The following is an 18,825-nucleotide window of genomic DNA, read 5'->3' as shown; positions in this document are numbered from 1 at the left end:
ATCAGCGACGATTCCCCGCATGCGCGGCATCCGCTATGGCGGACCAGCGATGGCCGGAACTGCGGCTGAAGACGCGCTCCTTCCGAGACGCCCAACGACGTACATCCCGCAACTGAGCCGAATTTTGGGACGGCGCGCCGATAAGCGGTGTTCGATCTATTCGCAGATGCCAGCAGCGGCGCGGATCGCGGATCCCAGCAACGACGGGCCTTCCACGACTCTCGGGATTCTGTTTCACGCAGCCGAGTCCGACCCGGCGCCCTCGACGTCACTACGACAGTGCGTTCGCGAGACCCACGCTCCGCGACTCCGCTTGAAGGATTCGTGTGGGGCAACGCAGGAGCGCCCAGCCACGTGTCTCGTCGTCGGTCACCGGCGCAGTTACCAACTCACGACCTCAACGCCCGTGTGGACCGCATGCACGGTCTTGAATAGAGTCGGTCGAAGTACGGCGCTGAACTACTCCCCCGGCTCGCAGTCGCGGATGGGGGAGCAACGAGCCCGGGGGTAGACAACGGGTGGCGTCTCAACGAGCAGAATCCGGCGCTGTCTCTCGTCCTCGCTTGATGCCGTCGTTGGTCTCTTCCAATCGACCGTCGCGCAGGAGAGCGGAGATGACGCCGAGAAGCCGTCCCCGAATGTCCGCTCCGACCCGTTTCCAGCCATACAGCCCAGCGACGCCCGTGACCAGCGCGTCTTTGGTGGCCACAACCGCGTCCTGCGTCAGAAGTTCAAGCGCTCGGCTCAGCTCGTCGTCCGGGATTTGGTCCACGGACCGAACGAACGCCCCACCACTTCTGACAACGGCGCTGTGTTCGCGTTGCCTCCGCACGAAAACCCCGTCGGTCTCGAGGCCGGCTTGCCGGACGGCGAGCATCAGTGTTCCTCGGATGCGAGAGCCGATCCGACCGTAGTCGGAGTGCTCACGTAGCCGTTGCGCAAGTACGTCCATGTGCAACGGCGCCTCCGTTCCTGCGATGGCCTGTACGAATGGAATCAGTGCAGGAGCGTTCAGCGGATGGCTCAGATCGACGTTCGGGACACGGGTTGTGCGCCCGATCTGGTACTCCGACACCCAGCTCGGCGTCGCATCCAGCGGCGCTTCCACGACCTCCACGACGACAGGTGCCGCGGCTCGCGGCGTTTCGGCGACGACTCGTCCGAGAACGGGTTGGGCTGCGAGACGTTCCAGGATCTGCCGTAGCCGCTCTTTCTCCCGGTCGGGATGCCGGTACCAGGCGGTGCCCCAGATGTGGTGCAGATTCCATCCGAGACCTTCGAGGATCTGGTGCCGGAGACGATCGCGATCTCGCGCGGCGCGACTCGAGTGGTACATCGCGCCGTCGCATTCGACCCCGATCATGAACGCTCCAGGCTGATTCGGATGCTTCACGCCGATGTCGATCCGGTAGCCGGATACGCCGACCTGCGGTTGGACCTCGAAGCCGAGGCTACGGACGAAGTCCACGACCGCGTCTTCGAAGGGCGATTCCGTGTCGAGCCCAGACGGGCTGAGTTCCATCGCAAGCGCCGACGGCCCTCGCTCCGCGAAGTCGAGGTATCGCCGCAAGTGCCGAGTGCCGGCGGCGCTGACTTCGCCGATGTCGCCAGCGCTCATCGATGTGACGAGTTCCACGAGTTCCTTCGCGCGCGTGATGGCCACGTTCAATCGTCGTTCCCCGCCTGCACGCCCAACGGGACCGAACTGCCGGTACACCTTTCCGTGTTCGTCGGGTCCGTATCCGGTGGAGAAGATGATCACGTCGCGTTCGTCGCCCTGCACCGACTCCAGGCTCTTGACGAAGAACCCGGACACGCGGTCATCGTCGAAATGCGCGTCGAGGTCCGGCCGGTCGGATCGGGCCAGCTCGACGGCCGCTTCGATGGCGTCGCGTTGCGCAGTGGAAAACGCGACGACCCCGAGGCTCTTGTCGGGTCGCGTCGTGTAGTGATGCAGCACACGGTCGGCGACGTGCCGCGCTTCGATTGGGTTGTCGCGCCCGGCCGATCTCCGATAGACGCCGTCGACCTTGAAGTAGCGGACGCCGGCGTCGGCGCTCTCGGCAACGGCGCCCGGGAAGGTGACGAGCCGGGAGTCGTAGAAGGAGGCGTTTGAATACGCGATCAGGTGCTCGTGCCTGCTGCGGTAGTGCCAGCGGAGGCTTTGCGCGGTGAACGCGCCACTGGACTTCATCAGGTCGAGGATCGACTCGAAGTCGTTGGCGAGGTCCTCTTCGCCGTCCTCATCCCCGTCGTCGACGTTCGCTTCAAAGAACGAGGTCGGCGGCAGCTGCTTCTGGTCTCCCGCCGCGATGAGTGCGGCTCCCCGATAGACGCAGTTGATCGCGTCACCCGGCAGCACCTGGCTCGCCTCGTCGAAGATGACGACGTCGAACAGCTGTTCAGCAGGAAGGTACTGCGACACCGCCAGCGGACTCATCATGAAGCAGGGATGCAGCGCGAGGACGACGTCCTTTGTCTGCGCAATGAGTTCCCGGACTGCGATGTGCTTGCGCTTCTTCTCCGCTTCGCGTCGAATGATCGCGGCTTGCCCGCTCGCCGACCGCGGCCGACGGGCGGACGCGGACTCGACGATCCTGGTGACGGCGGTATCGGCGAGTTCTGAGTCAAGCTCCCGGAACTGGGCGACGAGTTCATCGCGATCGACTCCGGCTCCTGCGGCCAATCGGGGGTCGGACTTGAGTTGCGCGTCGATCCAGCCGCGGAGAACCGTCTCGGTCAGGAACGCCGCGACCGACGTCTCCTGCAGATCTTCCGCAAGCGCGTGTTGGACGGAGGGGCCAAGGCCGTGGCTTTCGAGCTTCAAGATCGAGCGCTGCAGGTCGAACCACGCGTCCACCCCGTCGAGGTCCGCCCGCAGTCGGGCGACCGATTCGGCGGCGTTACCGAGGTCGGCGAACGCTCGCCGGAGTTCGTCGCGTCGTGGCTGATCGAACTTGTCGAACAGTCCTTCGCGGGCCAGCTGGTATTCGTCCGCCACGCCCTTAATGTCGATGTGCGACTGCGTGCGCCGGAGCAGATTGATCTGTGAACTCTCGAGTCGGCGGAGGTTCGGCGCTGTCGTGGCGGCGTCGAGGAGACGTCGTGCCCACTGAATGTGCCTGCGGATCGCGGCCGGTGCGACGTCCGACGATGTCCCAGTATCCGATCCGTTCGGAGCCGTTACGAGCACGTCGCTCCAAGAGCGCGCCGCGGCGGCGGCGGCGGATTCAAGTTGGATGTGCAGCCGAGCGGCGTGCATGTGGCGATCTATGCTCGCGTTCGGACCGAGCACGTCTGCTTGCAGTGCGACGAACTCCAGCAGAGGCTGCAGGCGCCGTAGCTGCTCCTCCAATTCGGCGGCGACCTCGACGTATGGCTTGCGGTCGTCGCTGAGGATGGAGTGCCAGCGTTTGAGGTCGTCTTCGAGCCGGTCGGCGAGGGCGCCGATTTCACGGCGATGGACGGGGTCGGTGGTGGCGCGTCGTGTCTGTGGTTCGTCGACGAACGGGACGTCCGATAGCGCGTGCAGGTTGCGGAAGCGGCGGTCGATCAGCTCCCAGTCGACCGCGTGGTTCGGGTCGACATCGTCGCCGATGCCCGTCCTGGCTTCGTCGAATGCTGAGCGGTATGCATTCCACGCGTCCGCCCAGCGACGAGCTCGTGGGAGCGCAACGACGGCATCCTTCCAAGGCACGTGCGAGATCGTCGCCAGGGCCTCGCGAAGGGCCTTGTGCCCTGCCCCGAATCGTCTCGCAAAGCTGGTGTGCTCGGCTGCGAGGCGTTCGAGCTCATCGAGGTCCGCCGTGAGCACGGCGGCGTTGAAGTGAGGGCTCGCCTCGCGTTCCGCCGCCACGAGTCGCTGCAGCGCATCGCGCAGGCGATCGGCGGTGGCGCGAGCGGCCAGGGCAAGCGAGTTGTCGTAGAGCCACGTGCTCAGCGGCGGATGCGGGTCGAGCAGATGCGGCAACGCGTCGACAAGCATTCGCGTCTCAGCCGGGTTCGACGGTCCAAAGGCTCCTGCTCCGCGGGCAAGCGCTTGCGCATCCCGCTCCAACGACCGAAGCGCGCTTGCACGATCTTCTACGTCACGCCGAGCGGCATCAAGGTCGGCGGAGGTCGACGTCGATGTGACCCCGGGCAGTCCAGCGACCAGGCTCGGTTCGGGGATCCGGTCCTCCGGGACGGGCTTCAGGCGCCGCCACTGGTCCCCCACTAACGCTGTCAGGTCATGTTCGACCCATTGCAGGTCACTGGCACAGCTCTCGTACCCGGCGAGCGTGTTCTCGATCTGCTTCAGAATCTCTTCGTCCAGCCAAGGCTGCTCGTGGAATTCAGGAGCTTCAAACCACACGTCGAGGAGCGTCGCGATGCCGTTCAGCTCGTTGGAGGCCCGGGCACCGAAGGCTTCTCGTAACTCGCGGGTGCTGTCGACAACTGGGCGAAGCCGCTCGATGGCCCGGGCCAGTCGCTGTAACGGGTAGGCCAGGTCAACGCTGCCCTCGACGAGCCCATACCAAGTGGCTTGCCGGCCCTGCTTGGCGATCCGCCAGTTGCGCTGGAGTCCAGCGGCGGCACGCTCGACGGCGTCGAGCTCTTGGGCGGTCAGTCCTGCCCCAGGTGCACCCCACGGCGGTCCGACCTGGTCGGTGCGGTCTCGTTCGAGTCGGCCGAGGATGTCGTGGAAGGTGGCGTCCAGAGGTTGGCGGATCTCGTTGGCCGCCTCGGCGTAGTCGCTGAGATCCCTCCGCGCTTGTTCGAGCTGCCCGAGCTTTACCGCGCTCATGCCGGCAGGCGGGACCGGCGTAGCTCCGAGTGCATCGCCGAGTCGTCGGGCGACGTCTTTCCGAACGGCTTTGCTGCTGTGTAGTTCGAACAGGAATGCGCCGAGGCCCCTGTCGGCGAGGCGGTTGCGGACGACGTCCAGGGCCACCGCCTTCTCGGACACGAACAGCACGCTTCTACCTTCAGCGATGAGAGCGCCGATGATGTTTGCAATGGTCTGGCTCTTGCCCGTGCCGGGTGGCCCGTCGAGCGTGAAGCTCTTCCCCGCGACCGCGGCGTGAATCGCCGCTCGTTGGCTTGCATCGGCGTCGAGGACCAGTGGCGTGGTCTCTGGTGGGGCAACGACGTCGATGATGTCGTCGCCGGCAGGGTCGAACACGAAGTCGGACTGCTCGGGCGGGATGGCGCCTGAGAGGGCACGAACGAGTTCGGAGTTCGCGACAGCGTCGGCGTTGTCGAGCAGGTCGCGGTACATGGCCTCTTTGGCGAACATGAACGCGGCCAAAGCAGCGAAGTCGTGCACTTCCCAGCCGTCGGGCCAGTTCATCGATGCCAGACGATTCAGTACTGCTTGGACCCCGTCGGCTTCGAGTTCCACTTCAAGGTCGTCGGCGGACGGAAGCTCGATGCCGTACTCCTGCGCAAGAAGCAGCGACAGCGCCGGATTCACTGCGAAGTCGTCGTCGGAGAATCGGACGAACGTTCGTTCCCTGGGTCCAGGCGCGGCGAGCTCGGCGGGCACGAGCAGGAGCGGACTGCGGCGGGTATCGCCCGCGGCGTCGACCCAACGCAGTTCGCCGAGCGCCACGTACAGGATGCGCAGACCTTTGTCGATGAACTCCCGCTTTGACGCTGCTGCGAGGTTGCGGAGCGCACGGTCGACATCACGCTGCGTCTTGTCGGCGAACAGGTGTCCGGGGTGTTGCTCAAAGTCGAACTCGCGGAGCTGCTCGAGCACGGCGCCCTCGACATCGGACGTCGCCAGTTCCTCGTCGTCGCGAACCAACTCGGCGTTGCGCTCGTCCGCCCGTGTGCCCAGAGTGAACGTGAGGCTCTCGGCTGCTATCAAGTCGAACACCTCCGCAGCGGAGTGCTTCGAATACTCGATCGTCGACGATCGAGTCGGACGGTAGTTCAGCAACCGATTTCGGCCCGAGAGGTTCAGGAGGGAGTCGCGCCATTGCGCGATCGCTCGGTCCGCTTTGCCCGTTCCCAACTCCAACGCCAACGCTCCTACCTCTTGAACGACCATCCGCCCCTCGTCGACGCCCGAACAGGACGCCTGACGCCGCTCGACGATCCGGCCTTGCAGGGGCTGGGTCAGCTCGGTCAGCAGCTTCGAGCGATTGTCCTATTCTGACCGAGGCGCACGACAACCGCACGCGTCCTGATCGGGGGACGTGCTCGACAGCGCAAGACAGGACGGCGACAAAGGGTCAGGCTTGCCAGGGACTACTGCAGGTTCGGTTGACTCCTGACAGGTAGGGGCGAGGTTCCTGCGGCTGACGAGCGCAGTCAGGCGGCGTGTTCAGCCCGACCTCTAGCTGCCTCGCGAGTCCACGGGCAGCTCCCTCCCTTCGCGCACCGAAGTTCATTCAGGTCCGCCCTCTTCCAGTTATCAACACCAGGTCAGCCCACGAAAGCCCGCGGGCGAGAGCAGCTAGGTTGAGTCCCGTGAAGGCTGTCGACGCGAATCTCCTCGATCTACTCAAGGTGACGAGTCAGTTCGAGGTCCCCATCTATCAACGGGCGTACGCATGGGGCCGTGCCGAGTGTGAGCAGCTCTGGAAGGACATCCTTCGGGCTGGCGGCAACGAAGAGCTCGGCGCTCACTTCACGGGATCCGTCGTGTACGTGGAGAAAGCCGCGGGCACGCAGACCAACCAGGCGCCGAGCCTCATCATCGACGGTCAACAACGCGTCACAACCGTCAGCCTGATCCTCGCAGCGCTCGTCTCCCACCTGGAGGGCCCCGCCGCCGAGGATCGCGAACCACTCGAAGGCTTCTCCGCTGAGGAGATCCGCGACTCCTACCTCACGAATCGGTTCAAGACCGACGAACGGCGATACAAACTCCTGCTCTCCCAGGACGATCGGGGCGCACTGAAATCGGTCATCGATGGCACCGAGCCTGCGGCAGGGTCGACTAGCCGCGTGTTCGACAACTTCGAGTTCTTCCGTGCCCAGATCAGGGCGTCGTCCACCGATCTGGCGACGGTGTGCCGCGGGTTGGCGAAGTTGCAAGTGGTCGACGTGCACCTGCAGCTCGGGATCGATCACCCGCAGCTCGTGTTCGAGGCGATGAACTCAACCGGCAAGCGACTCTCGCAGGCGGATCTCATCCGCAACTTCGTGCTGATGGGGCTGACGACAAACGCGCAGGAACGGCTTTGGACGGGCTACTGGCGACCAATGGAGCTTGATTTCACCGGCGCCGGTTCCGAGTCGGCGTTCGATGACTTCGTACGGCACTACCTTGCCACCGTCACCGGCAGCATCCCGCGACTCGGGGACATCTACGACGCGTTCAAGGACTACGCAGCCATCCGGATGCAGCGCGGCGAATCGATCGATGTCCTCGTCCTCGAGCTGCGCGAGTACTCCCGCCGGTACAGCGCCATCGCGCTCGGCCGCGAACCCGACAAGGCACTACGGGCAGCGTTCGACGATCTCGTCCAGATCCGCGCGGACGTGGTCTACCCCTTCCTCCTCGAGGCATACACGGACTACGACTTCGAGGTGATCAACAAGGACGAGCTGCTCGAGATCGTCCACATGGTGACCTCGTACGTCGTGCGACGCGCCGTCACCGGCTGGGCTACGAACTCGCTGACCACCACATTCCAAAGCCTGGCGCGCGCTCTCCGGAAGGACCGCTACGTCGAAAGCGTCAAAGCACACTTCCTGCGCCTGCAGGGATACCGGACGTTCCCGACCGACGCCGAGTTCGAGGAGAAGCTGCAGTCGTTCGACGCGTACCACTTCAAGCGGCGCTCATACTTCTTCCGGTCGTTGGAGAACCACGGCCGGAAGGAACCCGTCCCGACGGACGAGTACACAATCGAGCACATCCTTCCGCAGAACGAGTTACTCCGTCCGGAGTGGCGAGCCGACCTCGGCGAGAGATGGCAGGAGATCCAGTCGGCGTACCTGCACACCCTCGGCAATCTCACACTGACCGGATACAACTCCGAATACTCAGACCGGCCGTTCCGCGAGAAGCGCGACATGGAAGGTGGCTTCAGGGAGAGCCCGCTTCGCCTCAATCAAGGCATCGGGCAGCTCGACACCTGGGACGAGTCCGCCATCCGCACCCGCGCCGCGCGGCTGGCTCAGCAGGCGCTGCAAATCTGGCCTCGGCCCGCGCTCCCGCTCGAGGTGCTCGCGACGTACCAAGAGAGCCGGACAGAGTCGCAGTACACAATCGCTGACCACCCGAATCTGTTCCGACCGGAGCGCCGTAGGGACTTCGAGCGGCTACGCAACGAAGTCATGTCGTTCGATCCCTCCGTCAGCCTCGAATATCTCAAGGTGCGCGTGGCCTTCCGAACGGAGACGACGTTCCTCGACGTCGTCCCGCAGGCGTCGCGGCTCCTCCTCGTGCTGAACATCCCGATCACGGCGCTCCGCGATGAGCGCCGAGTCGTTCGCGACGTCAGCGGGATCGGCCACTGGGGAGTCGGTAACACACAGGTCGCTTTTGACGACACGACGGACTTCAGCTACGTACTCGGCCTCGTCCGGCAGGCCTACGAGTACCAGGCTCTGGCGTGAAGGATCGTTTGCGCCTGCTTGTTTCCCGGGCTAGAAGGCGGTGGCGCCCAGAACGACGTTGACCGGGTCCTCAAGTGATCGGGTCTTTCGGTACAAGGGCATCAGCGAGGTCGGGCCATTGTGGGCTGCGTACAGGGTGGCGTTGTCAGCGAGCACCGCTGACGGCTGATCGCCCCGACGGATCATCCAAAAGTGTCGTAACGGCAGGCCAGCTTCGTCCGGGCATGCCCTGGCAGCTGACTCGAGGCCCTCGAACTCGCTGACCCATGCCGGCGTCGCCTCAGGGGTCAAGTACGACGCGCCATACCAGTGCGTGCCAACAGTGAGTCTGATTCGGTCGTTGATCGTGCGGCCCAGGACGGCGGCGATGATTCGATAGGTCAGCGATCGAGGTGTAGTGGCGTCGGCGGAGGCCGGCGACCATCCCACTGCGGTTTCGATGAGCTTCACCGCCTCGTGAGGGTCCTCGGCCTCGAAGAGTGCCTCCCAGCCGATGCCGTCGACGGCTTCTTCGTCCCCACGCATCAGGTCGATGCTGCCGTTGAGGTTCATGAACACCGAGCTACCTGAACGCGGGTCGAAGGTTTCAAGACCATGGTAGAAGCCGTCCATTGGCCACGTTTCGGCAATCGTGAAGTGGCTGTGCCGGCGAGCAAGCTCGCTGGACACCCACCACGCCTGGGTGATTTTGAATCGCTCCGCGATCTGCATACAGGCTCCATGTTGAAGGACGTTGTCGAGATTGCTTGCCGGTGCCGCTTCAGACGTCCAAGACGCGTCTGCAGGCGTCCAATGCACGGTCTCCGGCGGAGATCCGACGCCCAGGTCATTCTTCGCCCATGGGATGGTCCCCGGAATCGGACGACGTGTGGCGCGAGCCCGGCCAGGTGGCGGGTGCCGGCCCAAAAGCGCGGCGAGCTGCGCGAACCGTCAACTCGGCCATGCCCAGATTCGCACCGCCCCCGATGACGGCGCCAATACCGAACGGGACAACGTTGCCGAGCACGATGATGCCCTGCTTCGTTCCCCATTTCGTTACAAAGTTCTGGCCGAGGACCTTGTTGATCTGCTTGAGCTGCGACACGGGGATGGCATCGACGATGGCTTTCGCCCAGTGCGGTCCGGTCCGCCCCGCGACCTTCTCAATCGTCTGCGAAGCGCCGCCGCCGAGGACCACGCCTAGGACAAGCGTGCGACGGCGCTCGAGCTCGTCGACACGGACACCGTGCACTTCCGCGACGGAGAGCGCAAACAATGCGCTCAGTTCAAGTGAAGATAGGACCTCCCCTCCCGTGAGAGCCAGTCCCACAGCAGTACCGACCCCGGGGGCGGCCGCGACGGCGCCGACGGCGGCTCCGGTTCCGGCTAGGGCGGTGCGATACATGTTCTCGAGCGTGTGCACGACTTGCTGGGGAGTCGCTTCCGGGTTGCGTTGCCGGGCACGGGCAATGTTCCCTGCGACCACAACGCCCTGCACGCTGAGCGCTTTGTCCAGCGCGGCGGTGAGGAGGTTGCGTCGGTGCTCTGGCGTTGAGTCGTCTTCGCCGAGGGGCATGCTGGTCACCTGCACAGACTAGAGCGAGCCTTACTCGCTTCGCGACCGGTCACCAACCCGACCGTCCACTCCTGGCAGCAGAAAGTCGAGACGAGCGACGGCAGCCGCCGCCGCGCCGGCAGCCGCTATCGTGAGACCGTGATAGCCGGGGAACTCAAGAGCAAGATCGATCGAGTCTGGGACGCGTTCTGGTCCGGTGGCATCTCGAACCCGCTTGAAGTGATCGAGCAGATCACGTACCTGCTGTTCGTCCGCCGGCTCGACGACCTCCAGACGCTCGCGGAAAAGAAGGCGCGCGTCACCGGTGGCAGCATCGATCGGGAGATCTACGGGCCCGGCCAGGAACAGCTGCGGTGGAGCCGGTTCAAGAACGATGAGCCTGAGACGATGTGGCGGATCGTCGGGGAAGGGGTATTCCCGTTCCTCCGTGCTCTTGGCGGTGATGGGTCGACCTATGGCGATCACATGCGCGACGCCCGGTTCACCATCCCGACGCCCGCGTTGCTGTCGAAGGTCGTCGACATGCTCGACGACATCCCCATGGCCCAGCGCGACACCAACGGCGACCTGTACGAGTACCTGCTGTCGAAGATCGCCTCTGCTGGCGTGAACGGCCAGTTCCGCACGCCCCGCCACATCATCGAGCTAATGGTCGCCATGATGGCACCGCAGCCAGCGGACGAAATCTGCGACCCGGCAGCCGGCACCGCAGGGTTCTTGGTCGCCGCATCCGAGTACGTGCGGCGAGAACACCCCAGTGTGCTGACCGACGCCGCGCAGCGCTCGCACTTCCACACAAGCATGTTCCACGGGTTCGACTTCGACTCGACCATGCTGCGCATCGGCAGCATGAACATGCTCCTTCACGGCGTCGAAGCGCCCGACATCCGATACCGCGACTCCCTCTCCGAAGGCGCCAGCGACGACGCCGAACGGTACACACTGATCCTCGCGAATCCGCCCTTTGCTGGATCGCTCGACTACGAGTCGACGTCGAGGGACCTGCAGCGCATCGTGAAGACGAAGAAGACCGAGCTGCTTTTCATCGCTCTGTTCTTGAAGCTACTGAAGCCCGGCGGCCGAGCGGCTGTGATCGTGCCCGACGGGGTGCTGTTCGGTTCGTCCACCGCGCACAAGACGTTGCGGCGGATGCTCGTGGAGGACCAGAAGCTCGATGCGGTCGTCAAGCTGCCCTCCGGCGTCTTCCGCCCCTACGCAGGCGTGTCGACCGCGATCCTGTTCTTCACGAAGACGAACTCCGGCGGAACCGACGACGTCTGGTTCTACGACGTGCACGCCGACGGCCTCTCGCTAGATGACAAACGCAGCCCGATCGGGGCGAACGACTTGCCTGACGTTCTCGCCCGCTGGGCAGACCGTCGGACCAGCGAATGCGACCGGGCCCGCACCGACCAGTCATTCACTGTGCCAAAGACGGAAATCGTAGCGCAGGGCTACGACCTGTCTCTGAACCGCTACAAGGAAGTCATTCACGACGAAGTCGAACACCGGCCACCGCTCGACATCATTGCCGAGATCGAGGCTCTCGAAGCAGAAATTACTGACGGACTTGCCGAACTGAAGGCGATGATCGCGTGAGCACGCTCGCGTTGAGCGAGATCATCGGCCCGTCAGGAAGTCGAGCTGGGGCAGATAGCAAGCATCCCGTCTTTTCTGTCACCAAACACGCCGGATTTGTTCCGAGCGATGAGTATTTCAAGAAGCAGGTCCATAGCCGCGAGCTAAGCGGATACAAGCGGGTGCGGCCAGGAGATTTCGCCTACGCTACTATCCACCTCGATGAGGGTTCAGTGGGAATCGCGCCTTCTGACGGCCTGATAAGCCCGATGTATACAGTGTTTGCAGTTGACGCTGACAAGGTAGTGCCCGAATACCTGATTCGTTTCCTCAAGAGTCCTACCGCTCTGGCGCAGTACGACCGACTTGGAAGAGGCTCGGTTCATCGCCGACGGAGCATTTCGCTCGCCGCACTTGGAAGTTTACAAGTTCCGCTTCCCCCACTCGAGGAGCAGCGGCGCATCGCCGCCACCCTGGACCAGGTTGACGCGCTGCGCACCAAACGCCGGCAGGTGCTTGACAAGCTCGATGGACTGGTTTCGTCGCAGTTCATCGAGATGTTCGGCAGCCCACTGGCCCATCGGGAGGGTCAGATTCGGCAGCGGATCGGTTCCATCGCGACAGTCGTAACCGGCAAGTCGCCCTCACGCGCCATTGCGGCAAACTTTGGCCAATCCATCGAGTGGTTGAAGTCGGACAACCTCGGCGGGCCTGTTGCAACGCCGGCAAGCGAATACCTTTCAGAGCAAGGTCGCCGGCGTGCGCGAGAAGTGCCGGCAGGATCGGTCCTCGTAACTTGCATTGCAGGCAGCTCTAAAAGCATTGGGAAAGCGTCGATCGTCGATCGAGCGGTAACGTTCAATCAGCAGATCAATGCCGTCTTGCCATCAGACAACCTCGAGCCGATTTTCCTGCTCCATCAGCTGAAAGTTGCCCCGGAACTGGTACGGAACAAGTCAACAGGCGGAATGAAAGGCCTTGTTTCGAAATCTGCGTTCGAGTCGATCGAGATCCTAAGGCCCGACTTGAGGAGCCAGCAAGAATTCGTAGGGTTCGCAGCATCAGTAGAAGTTCGACGCGCGAATGCCGTAGCGGCAGGCATTGCTTCGGACAAACTCTTCGCGTCGATTCAGTCCCGTGCGTTCCGAGGTGAGCTGTGATGGCCAACTTCGATTTTGTGCGCGCCGCTTGGGTGGACGTCTTTGCAGACGCGTCACGTGCGGAGTCTTACCTGTCGAGCGATCCACGATCGGCCTGCTTCTACAGCCGCCGGGCAATCGAGCAGCTCGTCGGCCACCTCTACGAGGTCCTCGCCCTACCGATCCCGTACCAGAACGACCTCGCGGCGCGCATCAACGACGCTGGCTTCGCGCGCGTCGCAGGCGTCGGGATCAAACAGAAACTGAACTTGATCCGGAAGCTTGGCAATCACGCGGTACATGCGCAGCAGCCGGTGCGGCCCGATATCGCATCGGCTGCACTACGCGAGCTGCATCACGTGCTGGTGTGGGCAGTGTTCCGGCATTCGGCTCATCCCGAAGGCGTGCCCATTGGTGCGACGTTCGATCCCAAGCTCGCAGCCAATGCTGCCCCACTCACGCGCGAGGACGTGCAGCGGCTCGCGGCGAGGTTCGCCGCGCAGGATGAAGCGCACGCCAAGGCGCTTGCGGATCGCGACGAGGTCGCGGCGGCGCAGACTGCTGAGATTGAGCAGTTGCGCGCGCAGGTAGCCGCGGCGCAAGCTGCGAACCACACGTCCGACGAGCACGACTACTCCGAAGCTGAGACCCGCGACCTGTTCATCGACGTGCTGCTGGCCGAGGCGGGCTGGCCCCTCGCCGACGCGCGTGACCGCGAGTTCGAGGTCACAAGCATGCCGAACGGTCGCGGCGTCGGGTTCGTCGACTACGTGCTGTGGGGAGCCGATGGGCTGCCACTCGCGGTCGTCGAGGCCAAGCGCACCACGAAGAGCGCCCTCGTCGGACAGCAGCAGGCGAAGCTCTACGCCGACTGCCTCGAGGCGATGTACGGACGTCGGCCGGTCGTGTTTTACACCAACGGATACGAGCACTGGCTCTGGGACGACGCAGCCGGGCACCCGCCGCGGCAAGTCGCCGGATTCTTCACCCGCAGTGAGCTGGAACTCATGATCCAGCGTCGCACCTCCCGACAGCCGTTGTCAGAAGCTCCTGTCAGCACGCAGATCGCTGGGCGGCATTACCAGGTGCGGGCGATCAAGGCCGTCGGGGACACGTTCGATCGGCGGCAACGGCAAGCGCTACTGGTCATGGCGACCGGTTCGGGAAAGACCCGGACCGTCATCGCGTTGGCCGATCAGCTGATGAAGGCGAACTGGGCGAAGCGCATCCTGTTCCTCGCGGACCGCACTGCGCTTGTGAAGCAGGCGGCGAACGCGTTCAAGGCGCATCTGCCGAGCGTGGCGACGGTGAACCTGGTCACTGAACGCTCCGCCGAAGGACGCGTCTACGTCTCGACGTACCCGACGATGATGAACCTCATCAACCACACCGACGAAGGCGGCGACGGGCTGACGCGTCCATTTGGGCCGGGATTCTTCGACCTCATCGTGGTCGACGAAGCGCACCGGTCGATCTACCAGAAATACGGGGCGATCTTCGACTGGTTCGACGCGATGCTGGTCGGACTGACCGCCACACCAAAGGACGAGGTCGACCACAACACCTACCGACGATTCCACCTCGAAGACGGCGTGCCGACCGACGCATACGGCTTGGACGAAGCCGTCGCCGAGGGATTCCTCGTCCCGCCGTACGGCGTGTCGGTCGGCACCCGTTTCCTGCGTCAGGGCATCCGCTACGACGACCTCAGCGAGGCCGAAAAGGACGACTGGGACGCCCTCGACTGGGGCGAAGGCGGCACGCCGACCGCCGTCGACGCCGAAGAAGTGAACCGGTTCCTGTTCAACGAGGACACCGTCGACAAGGTGCTGGCGACGCTGATGACGGACGGGTACAAAGTCGCCGGCGGCGACCGCCTCGGCAAGACGATCGTGTTCGCGAAGAACAAGGACCACGCCGAGTTCATTCAGCAGCGATTCGACGAGCAGTACCCCGAACACGCGGGACACTTCGCGCGCGTCATCACCCACGGCACGCCTTACGCACAGAACCTCATCGACGAGTTCTCCATCGCCGACCACGCGCCGCACATTGCGATCTCCGTCGACATGCTCGACACCGGCATCGACGTGCCCGAAGTCGTGAACCTCGTGTTCTTCAAGACCGTGCGATCGAAGTCGAAGTTCTGGCAGATGATCGGCCGCGGCACCCGCCTCAGCCCCGACCTGTTCGGAGAAGGCCGCTCCAAGAAGGACTTCCTGGTCTTCGATTTCTGCGGCAACCTCGAGTTCTTCAGCCAGGACCTCCCCGGCGCCGAAGGGTCGACGCAGAAGTCTCTCACCCAACGGCTGTTCGAAGCCCGGCTCGGACTGATCACCGCCCTCGACCGAATGCAGGGCGACGCGGACCTTCGCGCCTCGGCCGCGGGCACGCTGCACGAGGTGGTCGCGGGCATGAACCTCGACAACTTCCTCGTCCGTCCCGAGCGGCGCTGGGTCGAGCAGTACGCAGACCTGGCGGAGTGGGACGCGCTCACGCCCGAGGGCGCATCGGAAGCGCTCGAGCACCTCGCCGGTCTTCCGTCGAGCGTGGTGGACGACGACACTGACGCGAAGCGCTTCGACCTGCTGATCCTGCGCCGACAGCTTGCGCAGCTCGACGGCGACGCCACCGCTTCCGAGCGGGTCCGTCAAACCGTGCAAGCCATCGCAACAGCGCTCCTGGCGAAGACCGCGATCCCGTCCGTCGCGGAACAGGGCTTGCTTCTGGAGGAGGTCGCCGGCGACGACTGGTGGCTCGACGTGACCCTCGGCATGCTCGAAATCGCACGCCTTCGCATCCGAGCCCTGGTCCGGTTCGTACCGAACGTCACCCGTCCCCGCGTGTACACCGACTTCATCGATGAACTGGGCGACGCCACCGAAATCGTGCTGAAGCACACGCTGCCGGGAACGGACCTCGAGCGATTCCGCGCGAAGGCAACGGCTTACCTGCGACAACACGACGACCATCTCGCGCTGCAGCGGCTGCGCCGTAACCGCCAGCTCACGTCGGAAGACCTGGACTCACTCGAGCAGATGCTCCTGGCGAGCGGTGCAGGATCAAAGGCCGATATCGATTCGGTGGCCGAAGAGGCGCAAGGGCTTGGATCCTTCATCCGTTCACTCGTCGGCCTCGACCGGGAAGCGGCTCTCGAGTCCTTCGCACACTTCCTCGACGGCTCGCGATTCTCCGTCGAACAGATCCGATTCATTTATCTGATCGTCGACGAGCTCACCGCAAACGGGCTGATGGACGCAGCGCGCCTCTACGAGTCGCCGTACACGGATCGTGCCCCGAGCGGCGTCGACTACTTGTTCGACGACGCCGACGTCGCCGCGATCGTACAGATTCTGCATGACGTGCACGGTCGAGCACGACCCGAGACCGTTGCGTAGCTCAGTGAGGTGCCGCGGGGCCGGGTCTTGTGGGGGCCTGCTGCAAGCTCGGGATGCCACGTGTCTATGTGGCATTCAGGTGGGGCCGACATCACGAACGGGTGCACGAAACGTACGGGCCCAGTAGGCTTCGAACCATGGTGGACGTTTACAAGTCGGTTGATGTGTTCGTCCCAGGGACTTACCCGGTCCACACGTACAACGATCGGCTATCCACGAGTCTCCGATCACAGGTGACTAGGTACATTACGAAGGGCAGCGGGGACTGCTTGATCGTCCACGGGGCTTCGAAGACCGGCAAGACTGTACTCATCGAACGCTGGTTGCCTCCTACTTCAGCAATTTGGATTAAAGGGGACGAGATTGGAAGCGTGAATGAGCTCTACCGCAGAATCATCGACGAACTCGGTCTGTTCGTGGACGTGTCTGCCACGGCGAGTGCCGGCGAAGAAGTAGCGGTCACCGGGGGTGTCGAGGCGGGAGTGAGCAGCCTTCTCAAATTCCGCCTGGATGCAACTCTTCGATCTACTTCGGACCAAGGCGCAACGGTTGGCCGCTCGTCCCTTTCGGTCAGCGTCGTGAAAGCTCAGCTTCGCGCCAAGCCAGTGCCGATTGTTATTGATGATTTCCACTTCATTGAAGAAAAAGTTCGGCTATCGGTCGTCCGAGCCGTGAAAGATCTTGCCCGACTGACTCGCGTGGTGATGATCGCGATTCCACACGCAGCATTCGAGCCAATGCGCAAGGTACAAGACATGGACTGGCGAGTTCGGGACCTCGAGGTCGCCCGGTGGAGTCCTACAGAGCTGCTACAAATCGCTGTTGACGGGTTCCGTCTTCTCGGCATCGAGGACTCCGGTGCCGAAATTGGCAAACGTCTAGCAGCCGAGAGTCGGGGGGCACCCGCGATCATGCAAGCACTATGTCTCGAGTACGTGACCGAAGTACTAGAGATCTGGCAGACTGCGACCCCTAAGGTGTCGGCAACCGCACCGACCGACTGGGGCTCGTTCCTTGAGTCGATGGCTAGTGACCGTAAGCCAAGCGCATTCGGCGCGCTCATCCAAGGCAAGGACACCCGTGGCACATTCAGGGCCGCGCGGCAATTGCACGATGGGGGCGTGACAGACATCTATGGCGCGATTTTTCTCACGCTGTCCCGGATGGGCGTGGTCGACCATGTTTCAAAATTCGATTTGGCGCACAAGATGACGCAACTTATATCTGACGCACCCACCGCCTCCACAATCTCAGGAACTCTACACAACCTCGCGGACGTTGCCGAGAAGCATCGGGGACACGGTGACCCTGCGCTGACTTATCAGGATCCTGAACTGCAGATCCTCGATCCTTTCTTTGCTTTCTACCTCGCGCACGGGGATTGGACACTCCCGCTTCCCGCGCGGACGGATTAGTCGAAGCTGTTGTGATTCGACGCAGGCCTGGTGCGCACAGGCATCTCGCCGTGAAGTGGCGCAGTTTGCCGGCCTCCAAGCCGCAAAGCCGCCGATAACGCTCAATATGGATTCGAACCTGGATCTCACGGTGTTGAGCCGTGGCTTGGATCGACTGTGGCAACCTTGATCGACAGCTCGGCTCGCGGGCTTCCTCTCGTGCGCTGGGTCTATCCCCAGCTCAACACGAACCGCCCCCGCGTCCCCCCAGCCTCCAACCGCTCATGCGCCTCCACAGCCCGCGCAGCCGGCAGCACCTCGGCCACCCGCGGCGTCACGGTCCCGCTCTCCACCGCATGCCGCAGCTGCTCGAGCTTGTCGAACGACCGGTACTCCGAGAACACCATCACCTGCACGAACTCGATCCCCCGAGCCCCGTTGCCCTGCCACCCCCGCACGTCGAAGAACACTCCCCCGTCGCGAACGGCGTCCACGACCTCGTCGCGCTGCACGGCAGCGTCGGCGAGCGCATCGACCCCGCCCGGCACGAGTTCACGGACAGCGGAGGCGAAGGGAGCACCGCGCGGCACCACGTGGTCCGGCCCGAGCGACCTGACGAGTGCTTCGTCCGCCGGAGCAGCATCCGCGATCACGGTCAGCCCGGCGGCCTTCGCCAGCTGCACCACGTAGTTCCCGAGCAACCCGGCAGCCCCGGTCACGGCGAGCGTGTCCCCACGCGACAGCCCGGCGAGCGACAGGATCTGCAGCGCGGTCAGCCCGTTCATCGGCACGGTCGACGCAGCGAGCAGCGACGTCCCGCGAGGAATCCGCGTGAACGACCCCACCGGCGCCACGAGCTCCTGCACGTACGCCCCACCGTGCGTGCTGAGCGGCAACGCGATCGCCATGACCTCGTCGCCGACCGCCCACCCGGTGACGTCGGGCCCGACCTCGTCGATGACTCCGGCAGCGTCCATCCCCGGCACGTACGGCGGCGAGGCCTGCGAGCTGTCCCGCTGCCCGGCACGCACCCCCGTGTCGGTCGGGTTCACGGCGAACGCCTGCACCCGGATCCGCACGGACCCCGCACCGGCGTGCGGCTCCGGCACCTCGTGGATGGCGAGGGCCTCCGGCCCTCCGAACTGTTCGACTCCGACGACCTGCATCCTCCCGGTCTACGCGGACGTTGCTTGACGCAACCT

Annotated in this window: 9 protein-coding genes; 5 read left to right on the top strand and 4 right to left on the bottom strand. The window is 64.0% G+C overall.

What is annotated here, in order from left to right:
• Positions 1-526: 526 nt before the first annotated feature.
• Positions 527-6,037, bottom strand: a complete 5,511-nt coding sequence (locus tag EDF23_RS17135) for a DUF3320 domain-containing protein (RefSeq protein ID WP_131922548.1) — start codon at positions 6,035-6,037, stop codon at positions 527-529.
• Positions 6,038-6,459: 422 nt separating this feature from the next.
• Here EDF23_RS17135 and EDF23_RS17130 point away from each other — a divergent pair, with 422 nt between their 5' ends.
• Entirely contained in the window at positions 6,460-8,559 is a 2,100-nt protein-coding gene (locus tag EDF23_RS17130; protein ID WP_131922547.1) for a DUF262 and DUF1524 domain-containing protein, read from the top strand.
• Positions 8,560-8,589: 30 nt separating this feature from the next.
• On the opposite strand, the gene EDF23_RS17125 is transcribed toward EDF23_RS17130, so the two are convergent.
• Both EDF23_RS17125 and EDF23_RS17120 read right to left on the bottom strand, forming a co-directional pair.
• Positions 8,590-9,270 carry a hypothetical protein gene (locus tag EDF23_RS17125; RefSeq protein ID WP_131922546.1) on the bottom strand — a complete coding sequence of 227 codons (681 nt, stop codon included), beginning with the start codon at positions 9,268-9,270 and terminating at the stop codon, positions 8,590-8,592.
• Between the two features lie 115 nt (positions 9,271-9,385).
• Positions 9,386-10,123, bottom strand: a complete 738-nt coding sequence (locus EDF23_RS17120; RefSeq protein ID WP_207895536.1) for a hypothetical protein — start codon at positions 10,121-10,123, stop codon at positions 9,386-9,388.
• 129 nt (positions 10,124-10,252) lie between these two features.
• Here EDF23_RS17120 and EDF23_RS17115 point away from each other — a divergent pair, with 129 nt between their 5' ends.
• The 4 genes from EDF23_RS17115 to EDF23_RS17100 all read left to right on the top strand — a co-directional run bounded on the left by EDF23_RS17115 (position 10,253) and on the right by EDF23_RS17100 (position 17,644).
• Positions 10,253-11,713 carry a class I SAM-dependent DNA methyltransferase gene (locus EDF23_RS17115; protein WP_131922545.1) on the top strand — a complete coding sequence of 487 codons (1,461 nt, stop codon included), beginning with the start codon at positions 10,253-10,255 and terminating at the stop codon, positions 11,711-11,713.
• Positions 11,710-12,852, top strand: a complete 1,143-nt coding sequence (locus tag EDF23_RS17110; protein ID WP_131922544.1) for a restriction endonuclease subunit S — start codon at positions 11,710-11,712, stop codon at positions 12,850-12,852. Before EDF23_RS17115 ends, EDF23_RS17110 begins: the two co-directional genes overlap by 4 nt.
• Positions 12,852-16,229: a DEAD/DEAH box helicase family protein gene (locus EDF23_RS17105; RefSeq protein WP_131922543.1), complete on the top strand. Its 3,378-nt coding sequence runs from the start codon at positions 12,852-12,854 to the stop codon at positions 16,227-16,229. Before EDF23_RS17110 ends, EDF23_RS17105 begins: the two co-directional genes overlap by 1 nt.
• 371 nt (positions 16,230-16,600) lie before the next feature.
• Positions 16,601-17,644, top strand: coding sequence for a hypothetical protein (locus EDF23_RS17100; protein WP_131922542.1), 1,044 nt, complete (start codon positions 16,601-16,603; stop codon positions 17,642-17,644).
• Positions 17,645-17,853: 209 nt separating this feature from the next.
• On the opposite strand, the gene EDF23_RS17095 is transcribed toward EDF23_RS17100, so the two are convergent.
• Complete coding sequence (locus EDF23_RS17095) at positions 17,854-18,789, bottom strand: NADP-dependent oxidoreductase (protein WP_131922541.1); 936 nt, start codon at positions 18,787-18,789, stop codon at positions 17,854-17,856.
• Between the last annotated feature and the right edge of the window lie 36 nt (positions 18,790-18,825).

This window comes from Curtobacterium sp. PhB128, from assembly GCF_004340725.1.
In the GTDB taxonomy this organism is placed as follows: domain Bacteria; phylum Actinomycetota; class Actinomycetes; order Actinomycetales; family Microbacteriaceae; genus Curtobacterium.
This window is presented reverse-complemented; position numbering and strand designations above follow the sequence as displayed.

Excerpts from the sequence above, each read along its gene's own strand:
- EDF23_RS17105 (WP_131922543.1), top strand. The coding sequence starts at position 12,852 with ATGGCCAACTTCGATTTTGTGCGCGCCGCTTGGGTGGACGTCTTTGCA.
- EDF23_RS17095 (WP_131922541.1), bottom strand. The coding sequence starts at position 18,789 with ATGCAGGTCGTCGGAGTCGAACAGTTCGGAGGGCCGGAGGCCCTCGCC.
- EDF23_RS17125 (WP_131922546.1), bottom strand. The coding sequence starts at position 9,270 with ATGCAGATCGCGGAGCGATTCAAAATCACCCAGGCGTGGTGGGTGTCC.
- EDF23_RS17135 (WP_131922548.1), bottom strand. The coding sequence starts at position 6,037 with ATGGTCGTTCAAGAGGTAGGAGCGTTGGCGTTGGAGTTGGGAACGGGC.